Consider the following 16,041-nt stretch of genomic DNA (forward strand, 5'->3'; position numbering starts at 1 on the left):
ATGTCCGAGTCCCCCGCCCCGCGTTCCTCCCGCCCGCTGCCGCCGGTCGCCATCGTTATCGGCGTGCTGTTCTTCTTCGGCCTGCTCGGGTTGATGATCTACGGCGTGATGAAGTCGGGCGACCCGCAGCGCGACGTGCTGCCTTCGGCCCTCATCGACAAGCCCGCCCCCGCCTTCGCGCTGCCGGTGCTGCACGATCCGCAGATGATCGTGCGCAGCGAAGAACTGCGCGGTGCGCCCTATCTGCTGAACGTCTGGGGCAGCTGGTGCGCGGCCTGCCGCGAGGAACACCCGGTACTGACCCGTTTCGCCGAGAGCAAGCGCGTGCGCGTGATCGGCTACAACTGGAAAGACGACCCCACCGATGCCCTGCACTGGCTGGAACAGCTGGGCAATCCGTTCATGGTCGTGCTCAGCGACATCGAAGGCCGTACCGCGATCGACTGGGGCGTAACGGCCGCGCCGGAGACCTTCCTCGTCGACGGCAGCGGCATCGTGCGCCGGAAGTACAGCGGAGCGATGACGCAGGAGGTGGTCGACGAGAAGCTGATCCCGGCGCTGGAGAAGATCGAGAAGGCTCAGAACGATGCGGCCGGTTCGCAGCGCGTTGCTCCGTAGCGGCCTGCGCGGGCTGCTGGTACTGCTGCTGGCCGGGTCGTTGCCCGGCCTGGCGCAGCAACCACTGCATGACCCAAAGCCGCTGCAGTTCCGTGATAGAGCGGAGGAGCGTCGTTTCCACGACCTCGCCGCGCAGCTGCGCTGCGTGCAGTGCCAGAACCAGTCGCTGGCCGATTCCAACGCCCAGATCGCCCAGGACCTGCGCCGGGAGGTACTGCAGCTGATGCAGCAGGGCCATGACGATACGCAGATCAAGCGCTTCCTCGTCGCCCGCTATGGCGACTTCGTGCTTTACCAGCCCCCACTGCAGCCGGGCACCTGGTTGCTGTGGGGGGGGCCGCTGCTGGTACTGGGCGCCGGCGCGCTGGTGGTGGTGGGCATCGTCCGCCGTCGTGCCCGCACCGTGGCCGCCGCACCGCCGACATCGGCCGACGTGGGAGAGGACTGGTGAACGATTGGCTGCTTTTCGCGGCTGCCGCCAGCGCTGCGCTCACTGCGCTGCTGGTGTTGTGGCCGCTGCGGCGGCAAGGCCGCACCGGCTTCGTCGTCGCCGTGGTTGCCGTGGGCATCGCCGGCGCCTGCCTGTACCAGCTGGTGGGGAACCCGCAGGCGGCACGGGGGCAGCCGGCGCCATCGGTGGCGACCCTGCGCGAGGGCGTGCAGGCCCTGCAGGGCGCGCTGCAGCGCGATCCACAACGTGCCGATGGCTGGGCCCTGCTCGGCCGCTCGCAAAGCGAACTGGGCAACGCCGCCGCGGCTGCCGAAGCCTTCGCACGCGCGGTGGCACTGGCACCGGACGACCCGGGCGTGCTGGTGGAAGCGGCACAGGCGCGCGCCCAGGCCGATGCCGGAAAGCAGTTCGACGACACCGCTGTATCGTGGCTGCAGCGGGCGCGCACGCTGGCGCCCGAAGCCGAACGGGCCAGCTGGCTGCTCGGCATCGCCCTGCGCCAGCGCGGCCGCAACAGCGAAGCCGCCGATGTCTGGAGCGGCCTGCTGCCGCACCTGGAACCGGGTGCCGCGCAGGCGCTGCAGGCACAGATCGCCATTGCCCGCGAAGCGGCCGCACAGGCGCATGATCCGGCCCCGGCGACCTCGCCTGCACTGCTGCAGGTGCGTGTGCAGCTGCCCACCTCCGTGCAGCATGCGCAATGGCCCGCGGGCGCGCAGATCTTCGTGCTGGCACGTGCGGTCGGCGGCCCGCCGATGCCGGTCGCGGTGCGCAAGCTGCCTCTGGCTGGTTTTCCCGGCACGGTCGGACTTGGCGACGGCGACAGTCCAATGCCCACCGCCCCCCTGTCAGCGCATCGCGAGGTGGAAGTGCTGGCGCGGATCTCGCGCAGTGGCAGTGCCAATCGCGGCGACGGTGACCTGCAGAGCCTGCCGGTAAAGGTGACCCTGCCGCATGAGGACGTGGTGGAACTGCGGTTTCCGTAGCACCGCACCGCTGCGCTCGCCGGGCACGGCCCGGCAGAGGGTTGGCGTGCGACATTCGCCCGCTGATGGAAACCAGCGTGTCGCCAGCTCCACATGTGGCCCCGCTAGAATGCCCGCATGACCGAATTCATTCCGCCCGGCACCCGCTTCCATGCCCTGCCTTCGCCCTTCCCGTTCAAGCGCGGCGGCGCCCTGCACGGTGCGCGCGCGGCCTACGAGACCTGGGGCACGCTGGCTGCCGATGGGGGCAACGCGATCCTAATCGTCACCGGCCTGTCGCCGGACGCACATGCCGCCGGCAACGCAGGCAATCCCGCACCGGGCTGGTGGGAGGCGATGCTCGGGCCGGGCAAGCCGATCAATACCGACCGCTGGTTCGTGGTCTGCGTGAACTCGCTGGGCAGCTGCAAGGGCTCGACAGGACCGGCATCGATCAATCCGGCGACCGGCGAACCGTACCGACTCGACTTTCCCGAACTGTCGATCGAAGACGGCGCACGCGCCGCCGTCGAGGTGGTGCGTGCGCTGGGTATCGAACGGCTGGCCTGCGTGATCGGCAACTCGATGGGCGGCATGACCGCGCTGGCGGTGCTGATGCTGCATCCGGGGATCGCGCGCAGCCACATCAACATTTCCGGCAGTGCGCAGGCGCTGCCGTTCTCCATCGCCATCCGATCGCTGCAGCGGGAAGCGATCCGTCTCGATCCACGCTGGAACAGTGGCCGCTACGACGACACCCACTACCCGGAATCCGGCATGCGCATGGCGCGCAAGCTGGGGGTGATCACCTACCGCTCGGCGCTGGAATGGGACGGCCGCTTCGGTCGCGTGCGCCTGGATTCGGACCAGGCCGACGACGATCCGTTCGGCCTGGAGTTCCAGGTCGAAAGTTATCTCGAAGGCCACGCGCGCCGCTTCGTGCGCTTCTTCGATCCGAACTGCTATCTGTACCTGAGCCGCTCGATGGACTGGTTCGACCTGGCCGAGTATGCCGATGGCGATGTCATGGCTGGACTGGCCAGGATCCGTGTGGACAAGGCGCTGGCCATCGGTGCCAACACCGACATCCTGTTCCCGGTGCAGCAGCAGCAGCAGGTGGCCGACGGCCTGCGCGCCGGCGGCGCCGATGCACGCTTCATCGGACTGGACTCGCCGCAGGGCCATGATGCCTTCCTGGTCGATTTCGATCGGTTCGGCCCGGCTGTTCGCAGCTTCCTCGACGCGCTCTAGTGGGATGGCGGCGTCATCTCGCGCTGGCCGCCTTCGGCGCGCTGATCGCACTGACGATCAGCGGCGTTCTGCCCCTGTGGCTGGGCGGCTGGTGCCTGCTGGCCAGTGCCGTGTCGTTTGGCCTGTATGGCCATGACAAGCGCGCCGCACAACGCAACCACCGGCGCATTCCGGAACGGACACTCCAGCTGCTGGCCTTCGCCGGCGGCTGGCCTGGCGCATTGCTGGGCCAGGCGACGTTCCGCCACAAGCATCGCAAAGCCGCATTCCAGTGGGTATTCGGGCTGTGCGTGCTGGCCAATGTGGCCTCGATCGCCGTGATGCTGCGCGAATTTTCCTGATGAGGCGCGCCGCTCACGCCTCGCGGATCAGCGCGCCATCACGCAACCGGTACTGCGCGTCGACCACGCCATCGGGCAGGTCGTCATGGGTGATCATCAACAGGCTGCGACCGTCCAGCAGGCCAGCCAGATCCTGCAGCAGCGCATGGGCCGTGTCCACGTCCAGGCCTTCGGTCGGTTCGTCCAGCAACAGGATCGGCGCGTTGCGCAACAGCGCGCGGGCCAGCGCCAGGCGTCGCGCCTGACCCGCGGACATCGTCGCACCGTTCTCGCCAACCCAGGCCAGCAGGCCACCATTGCGCTCGGCCCACTCGCCCAGCCGCACCCTGTGCAACACCGCCCACAGTGCAGCATCGTCGGCATCAGGATCCCCCAGGCGCAGGTTCTCCGCCACGCTGCCGGCGAACACCGGGGCGTTCTGCGGCAGCCAGGCCAGCTGCCGATGCCAATCGGCCTGGGCGAAATCACGCAGGTCCCGCCCGCCATAGGTCAGCCGGCCCTGCTGCGGATCCCACAGGCGCAGCAGGAGGCTGGACAACGTGGTCTTGCCGCAGCCACTGTCGCCACGGATCGCGATGCGCTCGCCGGGCGCCAACGTCAGCTGCAGCCCGCGCAGCACCGGGCGTACCGCCCCCGGCCACTGGAAGTGGACGTCATCCCAGTGCACGCGTGCGTGCACCGGAACCGGCTGCGGTGCCAGCGGTTCGTCCACGGCCGGCGGCTGCTCGACGATGGACTGCAGGCGATCGGCCGAGATGCGACCGGACTGCAACGACTGCCATGCCAGGCCCATCCCCGCCCACAGCTCGATCAGCGCCACCGTCAGGAACACCAGTCCGGCTGCCATTTCAGCGGCGATGCGCTGCTGCTCGGCCGCATGCAGGGCCAGTGCCAGCATGGCCACCAGGCCAAGTCCGGCCACGCTGCCGTGCAGTGTCGACGCGGCGATCAGGCGCCAGCGGCGACGGCGATCACGCGCGGCCAACTGCTTGGCGGCCACCCGCACCTTCAGCTGCCACGCCGCATCGGCATGCAGCGCCGCCAGATCACCCGCGCCTTCCAGTCCTTCAAACGCGGCAGTGCGCAGCGCGGCTCGATGCGCGGCGCGATCCGCTTCCTCGCCATCGCGGCCACGCACGCCCAGCCACGGCACACCGAAGGCAATCAGCGCGGCCAGCACCGCCAGCAGCACCGCTGCGGACGGCAGGATCATCGCCGCCGACAGCACGGCCACCGTCGACAGGGCACCCAGCGCGACCAGCGGGCCCAGCGCGCGGACCAGCAGGCCGTCCACTTCACCGATATCACCGAGCAGGCGCGCGAGCAGCTCGCCGGTGCGGGTGGCACCCAGCCGCGCGGGCGCCAGTGGCAGGGCGCGCCGGAAGAACCACACCCGCAGGTCACGGGCGATGCGCAACGTGGCATCGTGGCCAACCAGCTTCTCGAAATAACGGGAAACGATGCGTGCCATGGTCAGGCCACGGATGCCGGCCGAAGGCGAAAAGAAGTTGAAGCCCTGGCCGAGACCGGCGGCACCGGCCAGCGCCGCTGCGGTGAGGAAGCCACCGGACAGGCCAAGCAGGGCGGTACCTGCCAGCATCGTGGTCCACAGCAGCAGCATGGTCAGCAGCAGACGCGGCCGCTGCTGCAGGAACACCGCACGCAGCGTATCGGGCGAGCGGCTCATGCGTGCACCGCCTGCGCCGGCTCGACCAGACGTCCTTCCGGCAGCAGCAGGCAGCGATCAGCCCAGGCGATCACGGCCGGGCTGTGGGTGGCAACCACCACGCTGCGACCGCGCGCGTAGGCGGCAAGACTGCGCAGCAGCGCGGCCTCGGTATCTGCATCGAGGAAGGCGGTTGGCTCATCCAGCAACAGCACCTGCGGGTCGCGCAGCAGCAGGCGGGCCAGGCCGATGCGTCGTGCCTCGCCTCCGGACAGGCCGAAGCCGCGTTCACCGATGATCGTATCCAGCCCCCGCGGCAGCCCCTGCGCGAACGTGAGCACCTGCGCTGCCTCGGCCACCGCGCGCAATCGTGCATCACTGGCGCCAGGATCGGCCAGCCGCAGGTTATCGGCGATGCTGCCGTGGAACAGATAGGGGCGCTGGCTGGCATAGGCCACCTGCACGCCGGGGCGCAGCATCAGCCTGCCCTCGCGCGGCGGCAGCCAGCCGGCCAGTGCCTCCAGCAGCGTGCTCTTGCCGCTGCCGCTGGCACCCACCAGTGCCAGCCGCTGGCCTGGCTCCAGCAACACATCCACGCCCTGCAGCACATCCTGTGACGCGCCCAGCGGGCGCAGCACCAGGCCCTGCGCCTGCAGCGGCGGCAGTGCGGCCTCGGCCGGCTCCACTGCCAGCGGCACGACCTCGTTCTCGATCAGTCCCTGCTCATCCGGCAACGACTGCAGCAGGCGCTCCACTTCGGCTGCCGCGGCCAGCGCGTTGGCACGATCGTGATAATGCGCGGCCAGCCGTCGCAGCGGTGCATAGAATTCCGGTGCCAGCAGCAGGCAGAACAGGCCTGCGCCCAATGTCGGCACGGCCGCATGCAGCGACATCATGCCCAGATAGCTCAGGCCCAGGTACAGCGCGACCATCGCCACGCTGACGGAAGCGAAGAACTCCAGCACCGTGGACGACAGGAACGCGATCCGCAGCACTTTCATCGTGCGCAGCCGCACGCCCTCGGCAGCGGCTTCTATGCCCGCCAGCTCAGCCTCGCCCCGTCCGTACACGCGCAGCAGGCCCAGGCCCTTGATGCGGTCGGCGAAATGGCCGCTCATGCGCGCCAGCTCACCCAGCTGCGCGCGACCTGCCGCTTCGGCGCCCCACCCCACCAGCATCATGAAGAACGGCACCAGCGGCGCCGTGAACAGCAGGATCAGCGCCACCACCCAATCCACCCAGGCCACCGCGGCCAGGATCAGCACGGGCACCACCACCACTTCAGTGCGCACCGGCAGGAAACCGCTGTAATAATTCTCGATCGCATCACCGTGATGCAGCAGCAGCTCGCCCAGCTCGCCGGTGCGGCGCTGCCGCAGCCACAGCGGCCCGTGGCCGAGCAGGCGCGCGAACACGCGCTCGCGCAGGGCCAGGCGGGCAGTGTCGGCAACATCGCCGGCGGCAGCCTGGGTCGCGCTGCCCAATGCCGTGCGCAGCAGGAGGATCAGCGCCAGTGCGGCCAGCACCGGCAGGCCCGAGGACAGCGGCGCCTGCTCCACCAGCACCTGCTGCACCAGCCAGGCGATGGCGGCGGCCTGGCCGATCAGCAGCGCGCCGGACAGGCTGATGCATACGGCCGCCAGGCGCTGGCGGCCCCGTGCCCCCCGCGCAAGGTCGGCCAGCCACGCGGTGCGGGCACGCCGCTGCCGGTTCGTCTCGGCTTCCGGCGAAAGGACGGTCGGTTCGGCAGCGCTCAAAGGGTCTTCACAGGGAGTGGAGGATGGATGGCATTGTAGGCACAGGCAACAGCCTCCCCCTGCGGCCAGGGGTCGCAGTTTTCACAGGGCCCGCATACGATCTCTTCGCGTACCTGTTCATACATTGATCTGGATCAAGGCTGTCTGAAGTAGTCGGTCACATCATTCACGTCGTAGACCACCCTTCCCGCCACCTGCAACGGCACTATCCAACGAGGTAGCCAGGCCATGATTGATCAGACAGTCGTAGAACTGTCGCGGCTGCAATTCGCGCTGACCGCGATGTACCACTTCCTATTCGTACCACTCACCCTGGGCCTGTCGTTCATGGTCGCCATCATGGAGAGTGTCTACGTGATGACCGGCAAGGAGATCTGGCGCCGGATGACCCTGTTCTGGGGCGTGCTGTTCGGCATCAACTTCGCCATGGGCGTGGCCACCGGCATCGTCATGGAATTCCAGTTCGGCATGAACTGGTCGTACTACAGCCATTATGTGGGTGACATCTTCGGTGCGCCGCTGGCGATCGAAGGGCTGATGGCCTTCTTCCTGGAAGCCACCTTCGTCGGCCTGTTCTTCTTCGGCTGGAACCGCCTGAGCAAGGTCAAGCACCTGACGGTCACCTGGCTGATGGCGCTGGGCACCAACCTGTCGGCGGTGTGGATCCTGATCGCCAACGGCTGGATGCAGAACCCCACCGGCGCGGTGTTCAACCCGGAAACCATGCGCATGGAAGTGGTCGATTTCATGGCCGTGGTGTTCAACCCGGTGGCGCAGGCCAAGTTCGTGCATACCGTCAGCGCCGGCTACGTGACCGGCGCGGTGTTCGTGATGTCGATCAGTGCCCTGTTCCTGCTGCGCAACAAGCACAAGGACCTGGCCCGCCGTTCGTTCGCGGTGGCCGCTGCGTTCGGCCTGCTGTCATCGCTGTCGGTGGTGGTGCTGGGCGATGAGAGTGGCTACGCCGCCAGCGAGCACCAGAAGATGAAGCTGGCCGCGATCGAGGCGATGTGGGAGACCGAGCGTGCCCCGGCGGACTTCACCGCCTTCGGCATTCCCAACCAGCAGACGCACCAGAACGACTATGCGGTGAAGATCCCATACCTGATGGGCCTGATCGCCACCCGTTCGCTGGACCAGCCGATCCCGGGCATCCTGGAACTGGTGGAGCGCGCCGAGCACCGCGTACGCGGCGGCCAGCTCGCCTACGGTGCGCTGGAGCGCCTGCGCGCCAACAAGAACGACGTCGAAGCCCGTGAGATGTTCGACCGCCACTGGCAGGATCTGGGCCATGGGCTGCTGCTCAAGCGCTACCGCGAGGACATCCTCAACGCCACCCCCGAACAGATCTCGCAGGCGGCAATGGATACCGTGCCGCGCGTGATGCCGCTGTTCTGGACCTTCCGCGTGATGGCGGGCCTGGGCTTCTACCTGATCGCCTTCTTCGCATTGGCCTTCTACTACTCGTGCCGCAACAACTTCCAGGACAAGCGCTGGTTCCTCACGCTGGCCCTGTGGACGCTGCCGGCACCGTGGATCGCGATCGAATGCGGCTGGTTCGTGGCCGAGTACGGCCGTCAGCCCTGGGCGGTTGATGGCGTGCTGCCGACGTTCTACGCGGCATCGGGCCTGGCCCTGCACCAGATCGTGCTGACCCTGGCCGGCTTCACCGCGATCTACACCGCACTGATCGTGGTCGAGATCAAGCTGATGCTCAAGGCGATCCGCAAGGGTCCGGACGAGGTGCTGCCGTCGCTGCAGTCGCCCCGCCCGCATGCTTCCCACAATGCCGCAGCGCCGGCCGCCGGCCAGGCCTGAGGCAGGAGAAAACCAAGATGGATTTCATTCTTCTGGACTACACCACGCTGCGCGTGATCTGGTGGCTGCTGCTCGGCATCCTGCTGATCGGCTTCGCGGTGATGGATGGTTTCGACCTGGGAGTGGGCACGCTGCTGCCTTTCGTGGCCCGCACCGACGCCGAGCGCCGGCTGGTGATCAACACCATCGGCCCGGTATGGGAAGGCAACCAGGTGTGGCTGATCCTGGGTGGTGGTGCGATCTTCGCCGCCTGGCCGCCGCTGTACGCGGTCAGCTTCTCAGGCTTCTACCTGGCGATGTTCGTCATCCTGTTTGCCCTGATCCTGCGCCCGGTCGGCTTCAAGTTCCGCAGCAAGATGCCGGGCGAGCGCTGGCGCAACACCTGGGACTGGGCGCTGTTCATCGGCGGCTTCATCCCTGCGCTGATCATGGGCGTGGCGGTGGGCAACGTCCTGCTGGGCGTGCCGTTCCACTTCGATGACAGCATGCGCATCTTCTACACCGGCTCGTTCTTCGGGCTGCTGATGCCGTTCGCGCTGCTGGCCGGCCTGCTCAGCGTTTCCATGCTGGTGGCCCACGGTGCCGCGATGCTGGTGATCAAGACCGATGGCCCGGTGGCTGAACGCTCGGCACGCTTTGGCAGCATTGCCGCGCTGATCGCCTTCGCACTGTTCGCGGTGGGGGGAGCCTGGGTGGCCTTCGGCCTGCCGGGCTACCAGATCACCTCGCAGGTGATCACCGACGGCGCCACCAACCCGCTGCTGAAGAGCGCCGAGCTGGGCGCGGCCGGCGGCTGGATGCGCAACTACAGCACCATGCCGGCGACCCTGCTGGCGCCGCTGGTCGGCCTGCTTGGCCTGCTCGCCAGCGCGGTGCTGCTGCGTGCCCGTCGCGGCGGCCTGGCCTTCATCGCCTCCGGCGCAGCCATCGCCGGCATCATCCTGACCGTCGGCTTCGCGATCTTCCCGTTCCTGCTGCCGTCATCCAGCCAGCCCACCTCCAGCCTGACCGTGTGGGATGCCTCGTCCAGCCATCTGACCCTGTGGATCATGCTGCTGGCCACGGTGGTGTTCCTGCCGATCATCCTCGCTTACACCACCTGGGTGTACCGCGTGCTCAAGGGCAAGACCACCAGCGATGAAATGGGCAGCAACCCCAACGCCTACTGATCCCCTGCCTCCCAAGGAGAACCGAACATGTGGTATTTCGCCTGGATCCTCGGCGCCGGCCTCGCCTCGACGGTCGCCATCCTCAACGGCATGTGGTTCGAAGCCCGCGAACAGAACCGCATCGACACAGAGAATCGTCGCTGAAATGTAAAAAAACCTTGCCGCCCAGGCCTTCACACGGTATCTTAGGCGGCTCCTTCGGGGTGTAGCTCAGTCTGGTAGAGCGCTACGTTCGGGACGTAGAGGTCGCAGGTTCGAATCCTGTCTCCCCGACCACTTCGGTGGTCGCATTGAAGCCTGGTGAAGTCGTCCAGGCTTTTTTGTTCCCTGAAGAGCCGCTGCCCCGGCAGCGTGAAGGAAACGGCGTTCACCCCTTGCCGCCATCGGGGTGAATGGCTAGAATAGGCGGCTCCCTTCGGGGTGTAGCTCAGTCTGGTAGAGCGCTACGTTCGGGACGTAGAGGTCGCAGGTTCGAATCCTGTCTCCCCGACCACTCCGGTGGTCACCAAGAAGCCTGGAAGACGCCATCGTCCTCCGGGTTTTTTTGTGTCTGCCGTCCAGCGACCCGCCGGACGCAACGCCGGAGAGGCGCGCCGCAGCGTGCCGGAAGGTGCCGATAGCGACAGATTGCGCCGACGGGACCTCGCCCCGCCAGCCACGTACAATGATGTCCACTCCCCCACCTGCCGCGTCGGCGTAGACCGATGCCGGCGCTGCACGCCACTGTGGCGGCGTGCGACACCTGCAAGGACCACCATGAGCTCCTCCTCATCCGAATCGCCGTCGCTGCTGCACGGCCGCGTTCTGGCATTCGCCGCCATCCTGCTGGCGGCGGTCAACCTGCGCACTGCCGTCACCTCGATCACCCCGCTGCTGGACGTACTGGGCCAGCAGTTCGGATTCGGCACCACCATGACCGGCGTACTGGGCATGCTGCCGACCGCCTCGTTCGCGCTGTTCGGCGTGGCCACGCCGGCCGTGGCCCGGCGCCTGGGCCTGGAGCGCACCACCCTGCTGGCGATGATCCTGGCCACGGCAGGCCTGCTGCTGCGCTCCAGCGCCGGCAACGTCGGCACCCTGCTGCTGGGCGCGGTCGTCGCGCTGGCTGGAATGGGCATCGGCAACGTGGTGGTGCCGCCGCTGGTGAAGCGCTACTTCGCCAACAAGGTCGGCACCATGAGCACGCTCTACATCAGCGTGCTGCAGCTGGGCACCATGCTGCCGGCACTGCTGGCGGTGCCGGTGGCCAGCGCGGCCGGCTGGCGCGTATCGCTGGGCATGTGGGCATTGCTGGCATTGGCCGCCGCGCTGCCGTGGCTGGTACTGGCCAGGCGCGCGCCGAAGCCGCAGGCCGACGCTGCCGATCCCACCGCGCAGCCTCACGGCAAGGTCTGGCGCACCTCGTTGGGCTGGAGCATGACGCTGATGTTCGGCATGACATCGCTGATGACCTATTCGATGTTCACCTGGCTGCCGCGCATCGTGGTCGAAGCCGGCGCCACACCTGCGTTCGGTGGGGTGATGGTGGCGGTGTTCTCGGCGCTGGGCCTGTTGCCGTCGCTGGTCATTCCGTCGATGGCGGTGCGCCTGCAGAATCCGTTCCCGCTGGTCCTGATCGGCTATTCGTCATTCGTGATCGCCTTTGCCGGCCTGCTGCTGGCCCCCATGAAGGCGCCGCTGCTGTGGGCCTGCCTGCTCGGCGTGGGCCCCTCGACCTTCCCGCTGGCGCTGACCCTGATCAACCTGCGCACGCGTACCCCGACCGGTTCCGCCGCGCTGTCCGGCTTCATGCAGGGCGTGGGTTACAGCTTCAGCTGCCTGGGTCCGTTCCTGGTCGGTTGGCTGCATACCGTCAGCAACGGCTGGACGCTGCCGTTCGGCTTCCTGTTCGGCTGCGCCACGCTGATGCTGTGCGCATCGTGGGTGGCCTGCAAGCCGCGAAAGCTGGAAGACCTCTGGTAAACGGCTCGCCGCCGGCGCAGGCCTGGCGGCTGCCGGGTCAGACCCGCGTCTGACCCTCGCCGCGGACCACGAAGCGCTCGACCGTCAGTGCCTCCAGCCCCATCGGACCATAGGCATGCAGGCGCGTGGTGGAGATGCCGATCTCGCTGCCCAGCCCAAGCTGGCCGCCGTCCGAAAAGCGCGAGGACGCGTTGACCATCACCACCGCCGAGCGCAGCGCATTGACGAACCGCTCGGCATTGACGGCATCGGTGGTCGCGATCACTTCGGTGTGATCGGAGGTATAGCGGCGGATATGCGCGATTGCCGCATCGAGATCATCGACGACGCGCACGGCCAAAACCAGATCGAGGAATTCGGCTGCGTAGTCCTCGTCGGTCGCCTCGGTGCTGCCCGGCAGCAACGGACGCGCGTGGGCATCCGCGCGCAGTTGTACGCCCCGTTCGCCAAGCGACTGCGCCACGCGTGGCAGGAACTCCGCCGCCACGCGCCGATGCACCAGCAGCGTCTCCAGTGAATTGCATGCGGCCGGCCGGCTGCACTTGCCATCGACCAGCAGGCCGATGGCCTGGTCGAGATCGGCGCTGGCATCCACGAACAGATGGCAGACGCCCTTGTAGTGCTTGATCACCGGTACGCGCGCGTGTTCGGCGACAAAGCGGATCAGGCCTTCGCCGCCCCGCGGAATCGCCAGGTCGATCAGCTCGTGCAGCTGCAGCAGCTCCAGCATCGCCTCACGCCGCAGGTCGGTCAGTACAGTCACCGCTGCGGGGGGAACACCGTTGGCCTGCAACGCACCGGCCAATGCCTGGGCAATGGCGGTATTGGAATGGATCGCCTCGGAGCCCCCACGCAGGATCACGCCGTTGCCTGCCTTCAGGCACAGTGCGGCCGCTTCGGCGGTCACGTTCGGGCGCGCCTCGTAGATCATCGCGATCACGCCCAGCGGCACCCGCACTTTCTGCACGCGGATGCCATTGGGGCGGACGTCGTTGCGGGTCACCTGCCCGACCGGATCGGGCAACGCGGCAACCTCACGCACCGCGTCGGCCATCGCCAGCAGACGCGGCGGGTCCAGTGCCAGCCGGTCCAGCATGGCACTGCCGACGCCCTTGTCGCGCGCGGCGGCCAGGTCGCGTGCATTGCCGGCCAGGATCTGGCCGGCATTCACTTCCAGTGCCTGTGCCATGGCCTGCAGCAGCGCGCGCCGCGCTTCGCTGTCGAGGCCTGCAACCGCCTGGGCCGCGTCACGGCAGGCGCGTGCCTGTGCTTGGATGTCACTCATCGGGGTGTCCTGCGGTCCGGTCATGGCAGCACCAGATCGTCACGATGGACGACGCTGCCCCCATAGTTGTAGCCCAGTACGGCCTGGATGTCGCGCGAATGGCGGCCAGCGATGCGGCGCACGTCGTCAGCCGCGTACTGGCTGACACCACGGGCAACGCAGACCCGCCCTTCGGCGGTGTTCCAGCACACCTGCACCATGTCGCCCCGGCGGAAATCACCGTCGGCACCGGTGATGCCACCGGGCAGCAGCGAGGCGCCCTTCTCACGCATCGCCTGCGCCGCGCCCGCGTCGATCACGATCGCGCCATCGGCCAGGGGGGCATGGCGCAGCCAGTGCTTGCGCGCCGCTTCACGGCTGCGTGCGGCATGGATCCGGGTGCCGAACAGGCGATCCTGCGCCAGCGCGCGCACCACCTCGCCGCTGCGGCCGTTGAACAGATAGGTTTCGATACCCAGCCGGCCGGCCTTGGCTGCGGCCTCCAGCTTGGTACGCATGCCCCCGGTGCCCGCGCGCGAGCCGGCGCCGCCGGCCATCGCCAGCACGTCCGGGCCCAGTTCCGGCACATCGTGCAGCGGCCGTGCGTCGGCCACGGTGCGCGGATCGGCGCTGTACAGGCCATCGATGTCGGTGGCGATGAACAATGCGTCGGCATCGACCAGCGCCGCCACGGTCGCGGCCAGGTTGTCGTTGTCGCCGAGCTTGAGTTCATCCACCGAGACGGTGTCGTTCTCGTTCACCACCGGCAGCGCACCCAGCCGCAGCAGTTCGGTGAGGGTGGCGCGGGCGTTGAGGTAGCGGCGGCGGTTGCGCAGGTCGTCGTGGGTCAGCAGCACCTGCGCGACCGGGCGCTCGAAGAAGCGCTGCCACAGGCCGATCAGCTGCGCCTGGCCAAGCGCAGCCAGTGCCTGCCGCGCGGCCATCGCAGCGCCCGGCGCATCGGCACGCGGCAGGATCGCGCGGCCGGCGGCGACCGCGCCCGACGAGACGATCACCACTTCGCGGCCAGCCAGCACATTGGCCGAGACGAACTGGGCCAGGCCAAGCGCGTGGCGTGGCGACAGGCCGCCTCCATCGGCAGCGAGCAGGCTGCTGCCCACCTTCAGTACGGCACGTCGCCATGGCGGCAGCGCCTGTTCGGGAAACGGCGAAGCGACGGGGGCGGCGTGCGGGGTCATGGCCGGGCTCTCAGCGCGTATTCCATTCGTGCACGGTCAGCTCGGAGGCCTGCATCGTCACCAGCGGATCCGTGGCGACGATGGCCTGCGCCTGTGCGAGGCTCTCCACGTTGCACAGCACGTAGGCACCGCCGCTGCCGTCGGCGAAACCACCGGTGAGCTGCAGTTGGCCCTGCGCACGCAGTCCATCGAGGAAATCCAGATGCGGCTGCACAGCGGCGGCACTGAAGCCGGGCCGGCGCATGGCCAGGACCAGATAGACGGTGCCCGCCATCAGGACAGCGCCTGCCAGCGCGCGCGCAGCTCATCCAGGCGCAGGTCCGATGCCGAACCCGGCGAGACACGCGCGGCCAGGCTGCCCTCCGGCGTGCGTCCCTGCCCTGCGCTGTCGGCACCTGCCGCGGCGGCCTTGTAGGCGTCGCGGAACGGCACGCCGGCCACGGCGGCCTCGACCGCGACGTCGGTGGCATACATGCCGGAGTCGATCGCCGCGCGCAGCCTGTCCTCGCGCCATTCCAGATTGGCCAGCAGCGCCGGCAGCAGTTCCAGCGCGGCCAGGCCGCGACCGAAGCCGTGGAAGATGGCCCCCTTGGACGACTGCAGATCACGATGGTAGCCGGACGGCAGCGACAGCAGCTGTTCGATTTCGGTGCGCGCCGCAGCAACGCTGGCGTGGGTGGCACGCATCAGTTCGATCACATCGGGGTTGCGCTTGTTCGGCATGATCGAGCTGCCGGTGGTGTACTGCGCCGGCAGTGCGACGAAGCCGAATTCGGCGCTGGTGAACAGCGACAGGTCCCAGGCGATGCGACGCAGGTCCAGGGTAGCGCCACCCAGCGCCTCCAGGGCGGCCAGCTCGAACTTGCCGCGCGACAGCTGTGCATAGATCGGTGATACCTGCATGCGCGCGAAACCGAGCGCAGCCGTGGTGTGTTCACGGTCCAGCGGCAGGTTCACGCCATACCCGGCGGCGGTACCCAGCGGGTTGGCATCGACCAGCGCATGGGTGTCACGTGCACGGATGGCATTGTCGATGAAGGCTTCCGCCCAGCCGGCCCACCACATGCCCGCCGAGGACACGACGGCTCGCTGGATGTGCGTATAGCCCGGCACCGGCAGGTCCTTTTCCGCCTGAGCGCGGTCGAGCGCGACCTTGGCCACCTCGGCGCTGAGCTGGGCGACGCGCTGCAGCTTTTCCTTCAGCCACAGGCGCGTGGCGACCAGGATCTGGTCATTGCGGCTGCGACCGGTGTGGATCTTGCGGCCGGCATCACCCAACCGCTCGGTCAGGCGCGCTTCGATCGCCGAGTGACCGTCTTCATAGCGCGTATCCAGCACGAAACGGCCTGCGCGGAAGTCGTCTGCCAGCACCTCCAGCTCGCGCAGCAGGCCCTCCAGCTCGCTGGCGGCGAGGATGCCGATGTGCTGCAGGCCCTGTGCATGCGCGGCGCTGGCCGCGATGTCATGCAGGAAGAACTCACGGTCGAGGATTACGTCATCGCCGGCGAGGAAGGTCTGGATCTGGGCGTCGACAGCGACGCCGGGTTTCTGCCAAAGAAGGTCTGCCATGGGGGCTCCGG

At 68.1% G+C, this 16,041-nt stretch carries 15 protein-coding genes and 2 tRNA genes; 11 read left to right on the top strand and 6 right to left on the bottom strand.

All coding sequences use genetic code 11. From position 1 onward, the window contains the following. The 5 genes from N5J29_RS06560 (at window position 1) to N5J29_RS06580 (ending at window position 3,626) form a co-directional block, all read left to right on the top strand. Window positions 1-618 (top strand): DsbE family thiol:disulfide interchange protein, encoded by a 618-nt coding sequence (locus N5J29_RS06560; RefSeq protein ID WP_164152685.1) that lies wholly within the window; start codon window positions 1-3, stop codon window positions 616-618. Beyond that, entirely contained in the window at window positions 587-1,069 is a 483-nt protein-coding gene (locus N5J29_RS06565) for a cytochrome c-type biogenesis protein (protein ID WP_239519812.1), read from the top strand. Before N5J29_RS06560 ends, N5J29_RS06565 begins: the two co-directional genes overlap by 32 nt. After that, the gene (locus N5J29_RS06570; protein ID WP_164152687.1) at window positions 1,066-2,055 is read left to right on the top strand and encodes a tetratricopeptide repeat protein; all 990 of its coding nucleotides are present in this window, start codon (window positions 1,066-1,068) and stop codon (window positions 2,053-2,055) included. Before N5J29_RS06565 ends, N5J29_RS06570 begins: the two co-directional genes overlap by 4 nt. A 117-nt stretch (window positions 2,056-2,172) precedes the next feature. Further along, entirely contained in the window at window positions 2,173-3,285 is a 1,113-nt protein-coding gene (locus N5J29_RS06575) for a homoserine O-acetyltransferase (protein ID WP_164152689.1), read from the top strand. After that, on the top strand, window positions 3,285-3,626 hold the full coding sequence (locus N5J29_RS06580) for a DUF1294 domain-containing protein (protein WP_053520347.1): 342 nt from the start codon (window positions 3,285-3,287) through the stop codon (window positions 3,624-3,626). The genes N5J29_RS06575 and N5J29_RS06580 overlap by 1 nt, the downstream gene beginning before the upstream one ends. Before the next feature lie 13 nt (window positions 3,627-3,639). Here N5J29_RS06580 and cydC read toward each other — a convergent pair whose 3' ends face one another. Continuing rightward, window positions 3,640-5,313, bottom strand: a complete 1,674-nt coding sequence (cydC, locus tag N5J29_RS06585) for a thiol reductant ABC exporter subunit CydC (RefSeq protein WP_111186427.1) — start codon at window positions 5,311-5,313, stop codon at window positions 3,640-3,642. Continuing rightward, window positions 5,310-7,049, bottom strand: a complete 1,740-nt coding sequence (gene cydD / locus N5J29_RS06590; protein WP_053520345.1) for a thiol reductant ABC exporter subunit CydD — start codon at window positions 7,047-7,049, stop codon at window positions 5,310-5,312. The genes cydC and cydD overlap by 4 nt, the downstream gene beginning before the upstream one ends. A gap of 228 nt (window positions 7,050-7,277) precedes the next feature. On the opposite strand from cydD, the gene N5J29_RS06595 reads away from it, so the two are divergent. The 6 genes from N5J29_RS06595 (at window position 7,278) to N5J29_RS06620 (ending at window position 11,998) form a co-directional block, all read left to right on the top strand. Further along, complete coding sequence (locus N5J29_RS06595; RefSeq protein WP_053520344.1) at window positions 7,278-8,867, top strand: cytochrome ubiquinol oxidase subunit I; 1,590 nt, start codon at window positions 7,278-7,280, stop codon at window positions 8,865-8,867. 17 nt (window positions 8,868-8,884) lie between these two features. Continuing rightward, window positions 8,885-10,036, top strand: coding sequence for a cytochrome d ubiquinol oxidase subunit II (gene cydB / locus N5J29_RS06600; RefSeq protein ID WP_053520343.1), 1,152 nt, complete (start codon window positions 8,885-8,887; stop codon window positions 10,034-10,036). A 27-nt stretch (window positions 10,037-10,063) separates the two neighbouring features. Next, complete coding sequence (gene cydX, locus N5J29_RS06605) at window positions 10,064-10,180, top strand: cytochrome bd-I oxidase subunit CydX (protein ID WP_053520342.1); 117 nt, start codon at window positions 10,064-10,066, stop codon at window positions 10,178-10,180. 55 nt (window positions 10,181-10,235) lie between these two features. Beyond that, window positions 10,236-10,312 (top strand) — tRNA-Pro (locus N5J29_RS06610). A 140-nt stretch (window positions 10,313-10,452) separates the two neighbouring features. Next, window positions 10,453-10,529, top strand: a tRNA-Pro gene (locus N5J29_RS06615). A gap of 263 nt (window positions 10,530-10,792) precedes the next feature. Next, window positions 10,793-11,998, top strand: coding sequence for an MFS transporter (locus tag N5J29_RS06620; RefSeq protein ID WP_053519699.1), 1,206 nt, complete (start codon window positions 10,793-10,795; stop codon window positions 11,996-11,998). 37 nt (window positions 11,999-12,035) lie between these two features. Here N5J29_RS06620 and N5J29_RS06625 read toward each other — a convergent pair whose 3' ends face one another. From N5J29_RS06625 to argH, 4 genes are read right to left on the bottom strand one after another with little or no spacing between them, the layout of a single operon-like run. After that, window positions 12,036-13,307, bottom strand: a complete 1,272-nt coding sequence (locus N5J29_RS06625) for a glutamate-5-semialdehyde dehydrogenase (RefSeq protein ID WP_164150569.1) — start codon at window positions 13,305-13,307, stop codon at window positions 12,036-12,038. Beyond that, the gene (gene proB, locus N5J29_RS06630) at window positions 13,304-14,461 is read right to left on the bottom strand and encodes a glutamate 5-kinase (RefSeq protein WP_053519697.1); all 1,158 of its coding nucleotides are present in this window, start codon (window positions 14,459-14,461) and stop codon (window positions 13,304-13,306) included. The genes N5J29_RS06625 and proB overlap by 4 nt, the downstream gene beginning before the upstream one ends. A 10-nt stretch (window positions 14,462-14,471) precedes the next feature. Next, window positions 14,472-14,735 (bottom strand): YciI family protein, encoded by a 264-nt coding sequence (locus N5J29_RS06635; RefSeq protein ID WP_065181936.1) that lies wholly within the window; start codon window positions 14,733-14,735, stop codon window positions 14,472-14,474. After that, the gene (gene argH / locus N5J29_RS06640) at window positions 14,735-16,030 is read right to left on the bottom strand and encodes an argininosuccinate lyase (RefSeq protein ID WP_065181935.1); all 1,296 of its coding nucleotides are present in this window, start codon (window positions 16,028-16,030) and stop codon (window positions 14,735-14,737) included. The genes N5J29_RS06635 and argH overlap by 1 nt, the downstream gene beginning before the upstream one ends. Window positions 16,031-16,041: the final 11 nt, after the last annotated feature.

Origin of the sequence: Stenotrophomonas sp. GD03680, assembly GCF_029844625.1 — a bacterium.
Classification (GTDB): domain Bacteria; phylum Pseudomonadota; class Gammaproteobacteria; order Xanthomonadales; family Xanthomonadaceae; genus Stenotrophomonas; species Stenotrophomonas maltophilia_P.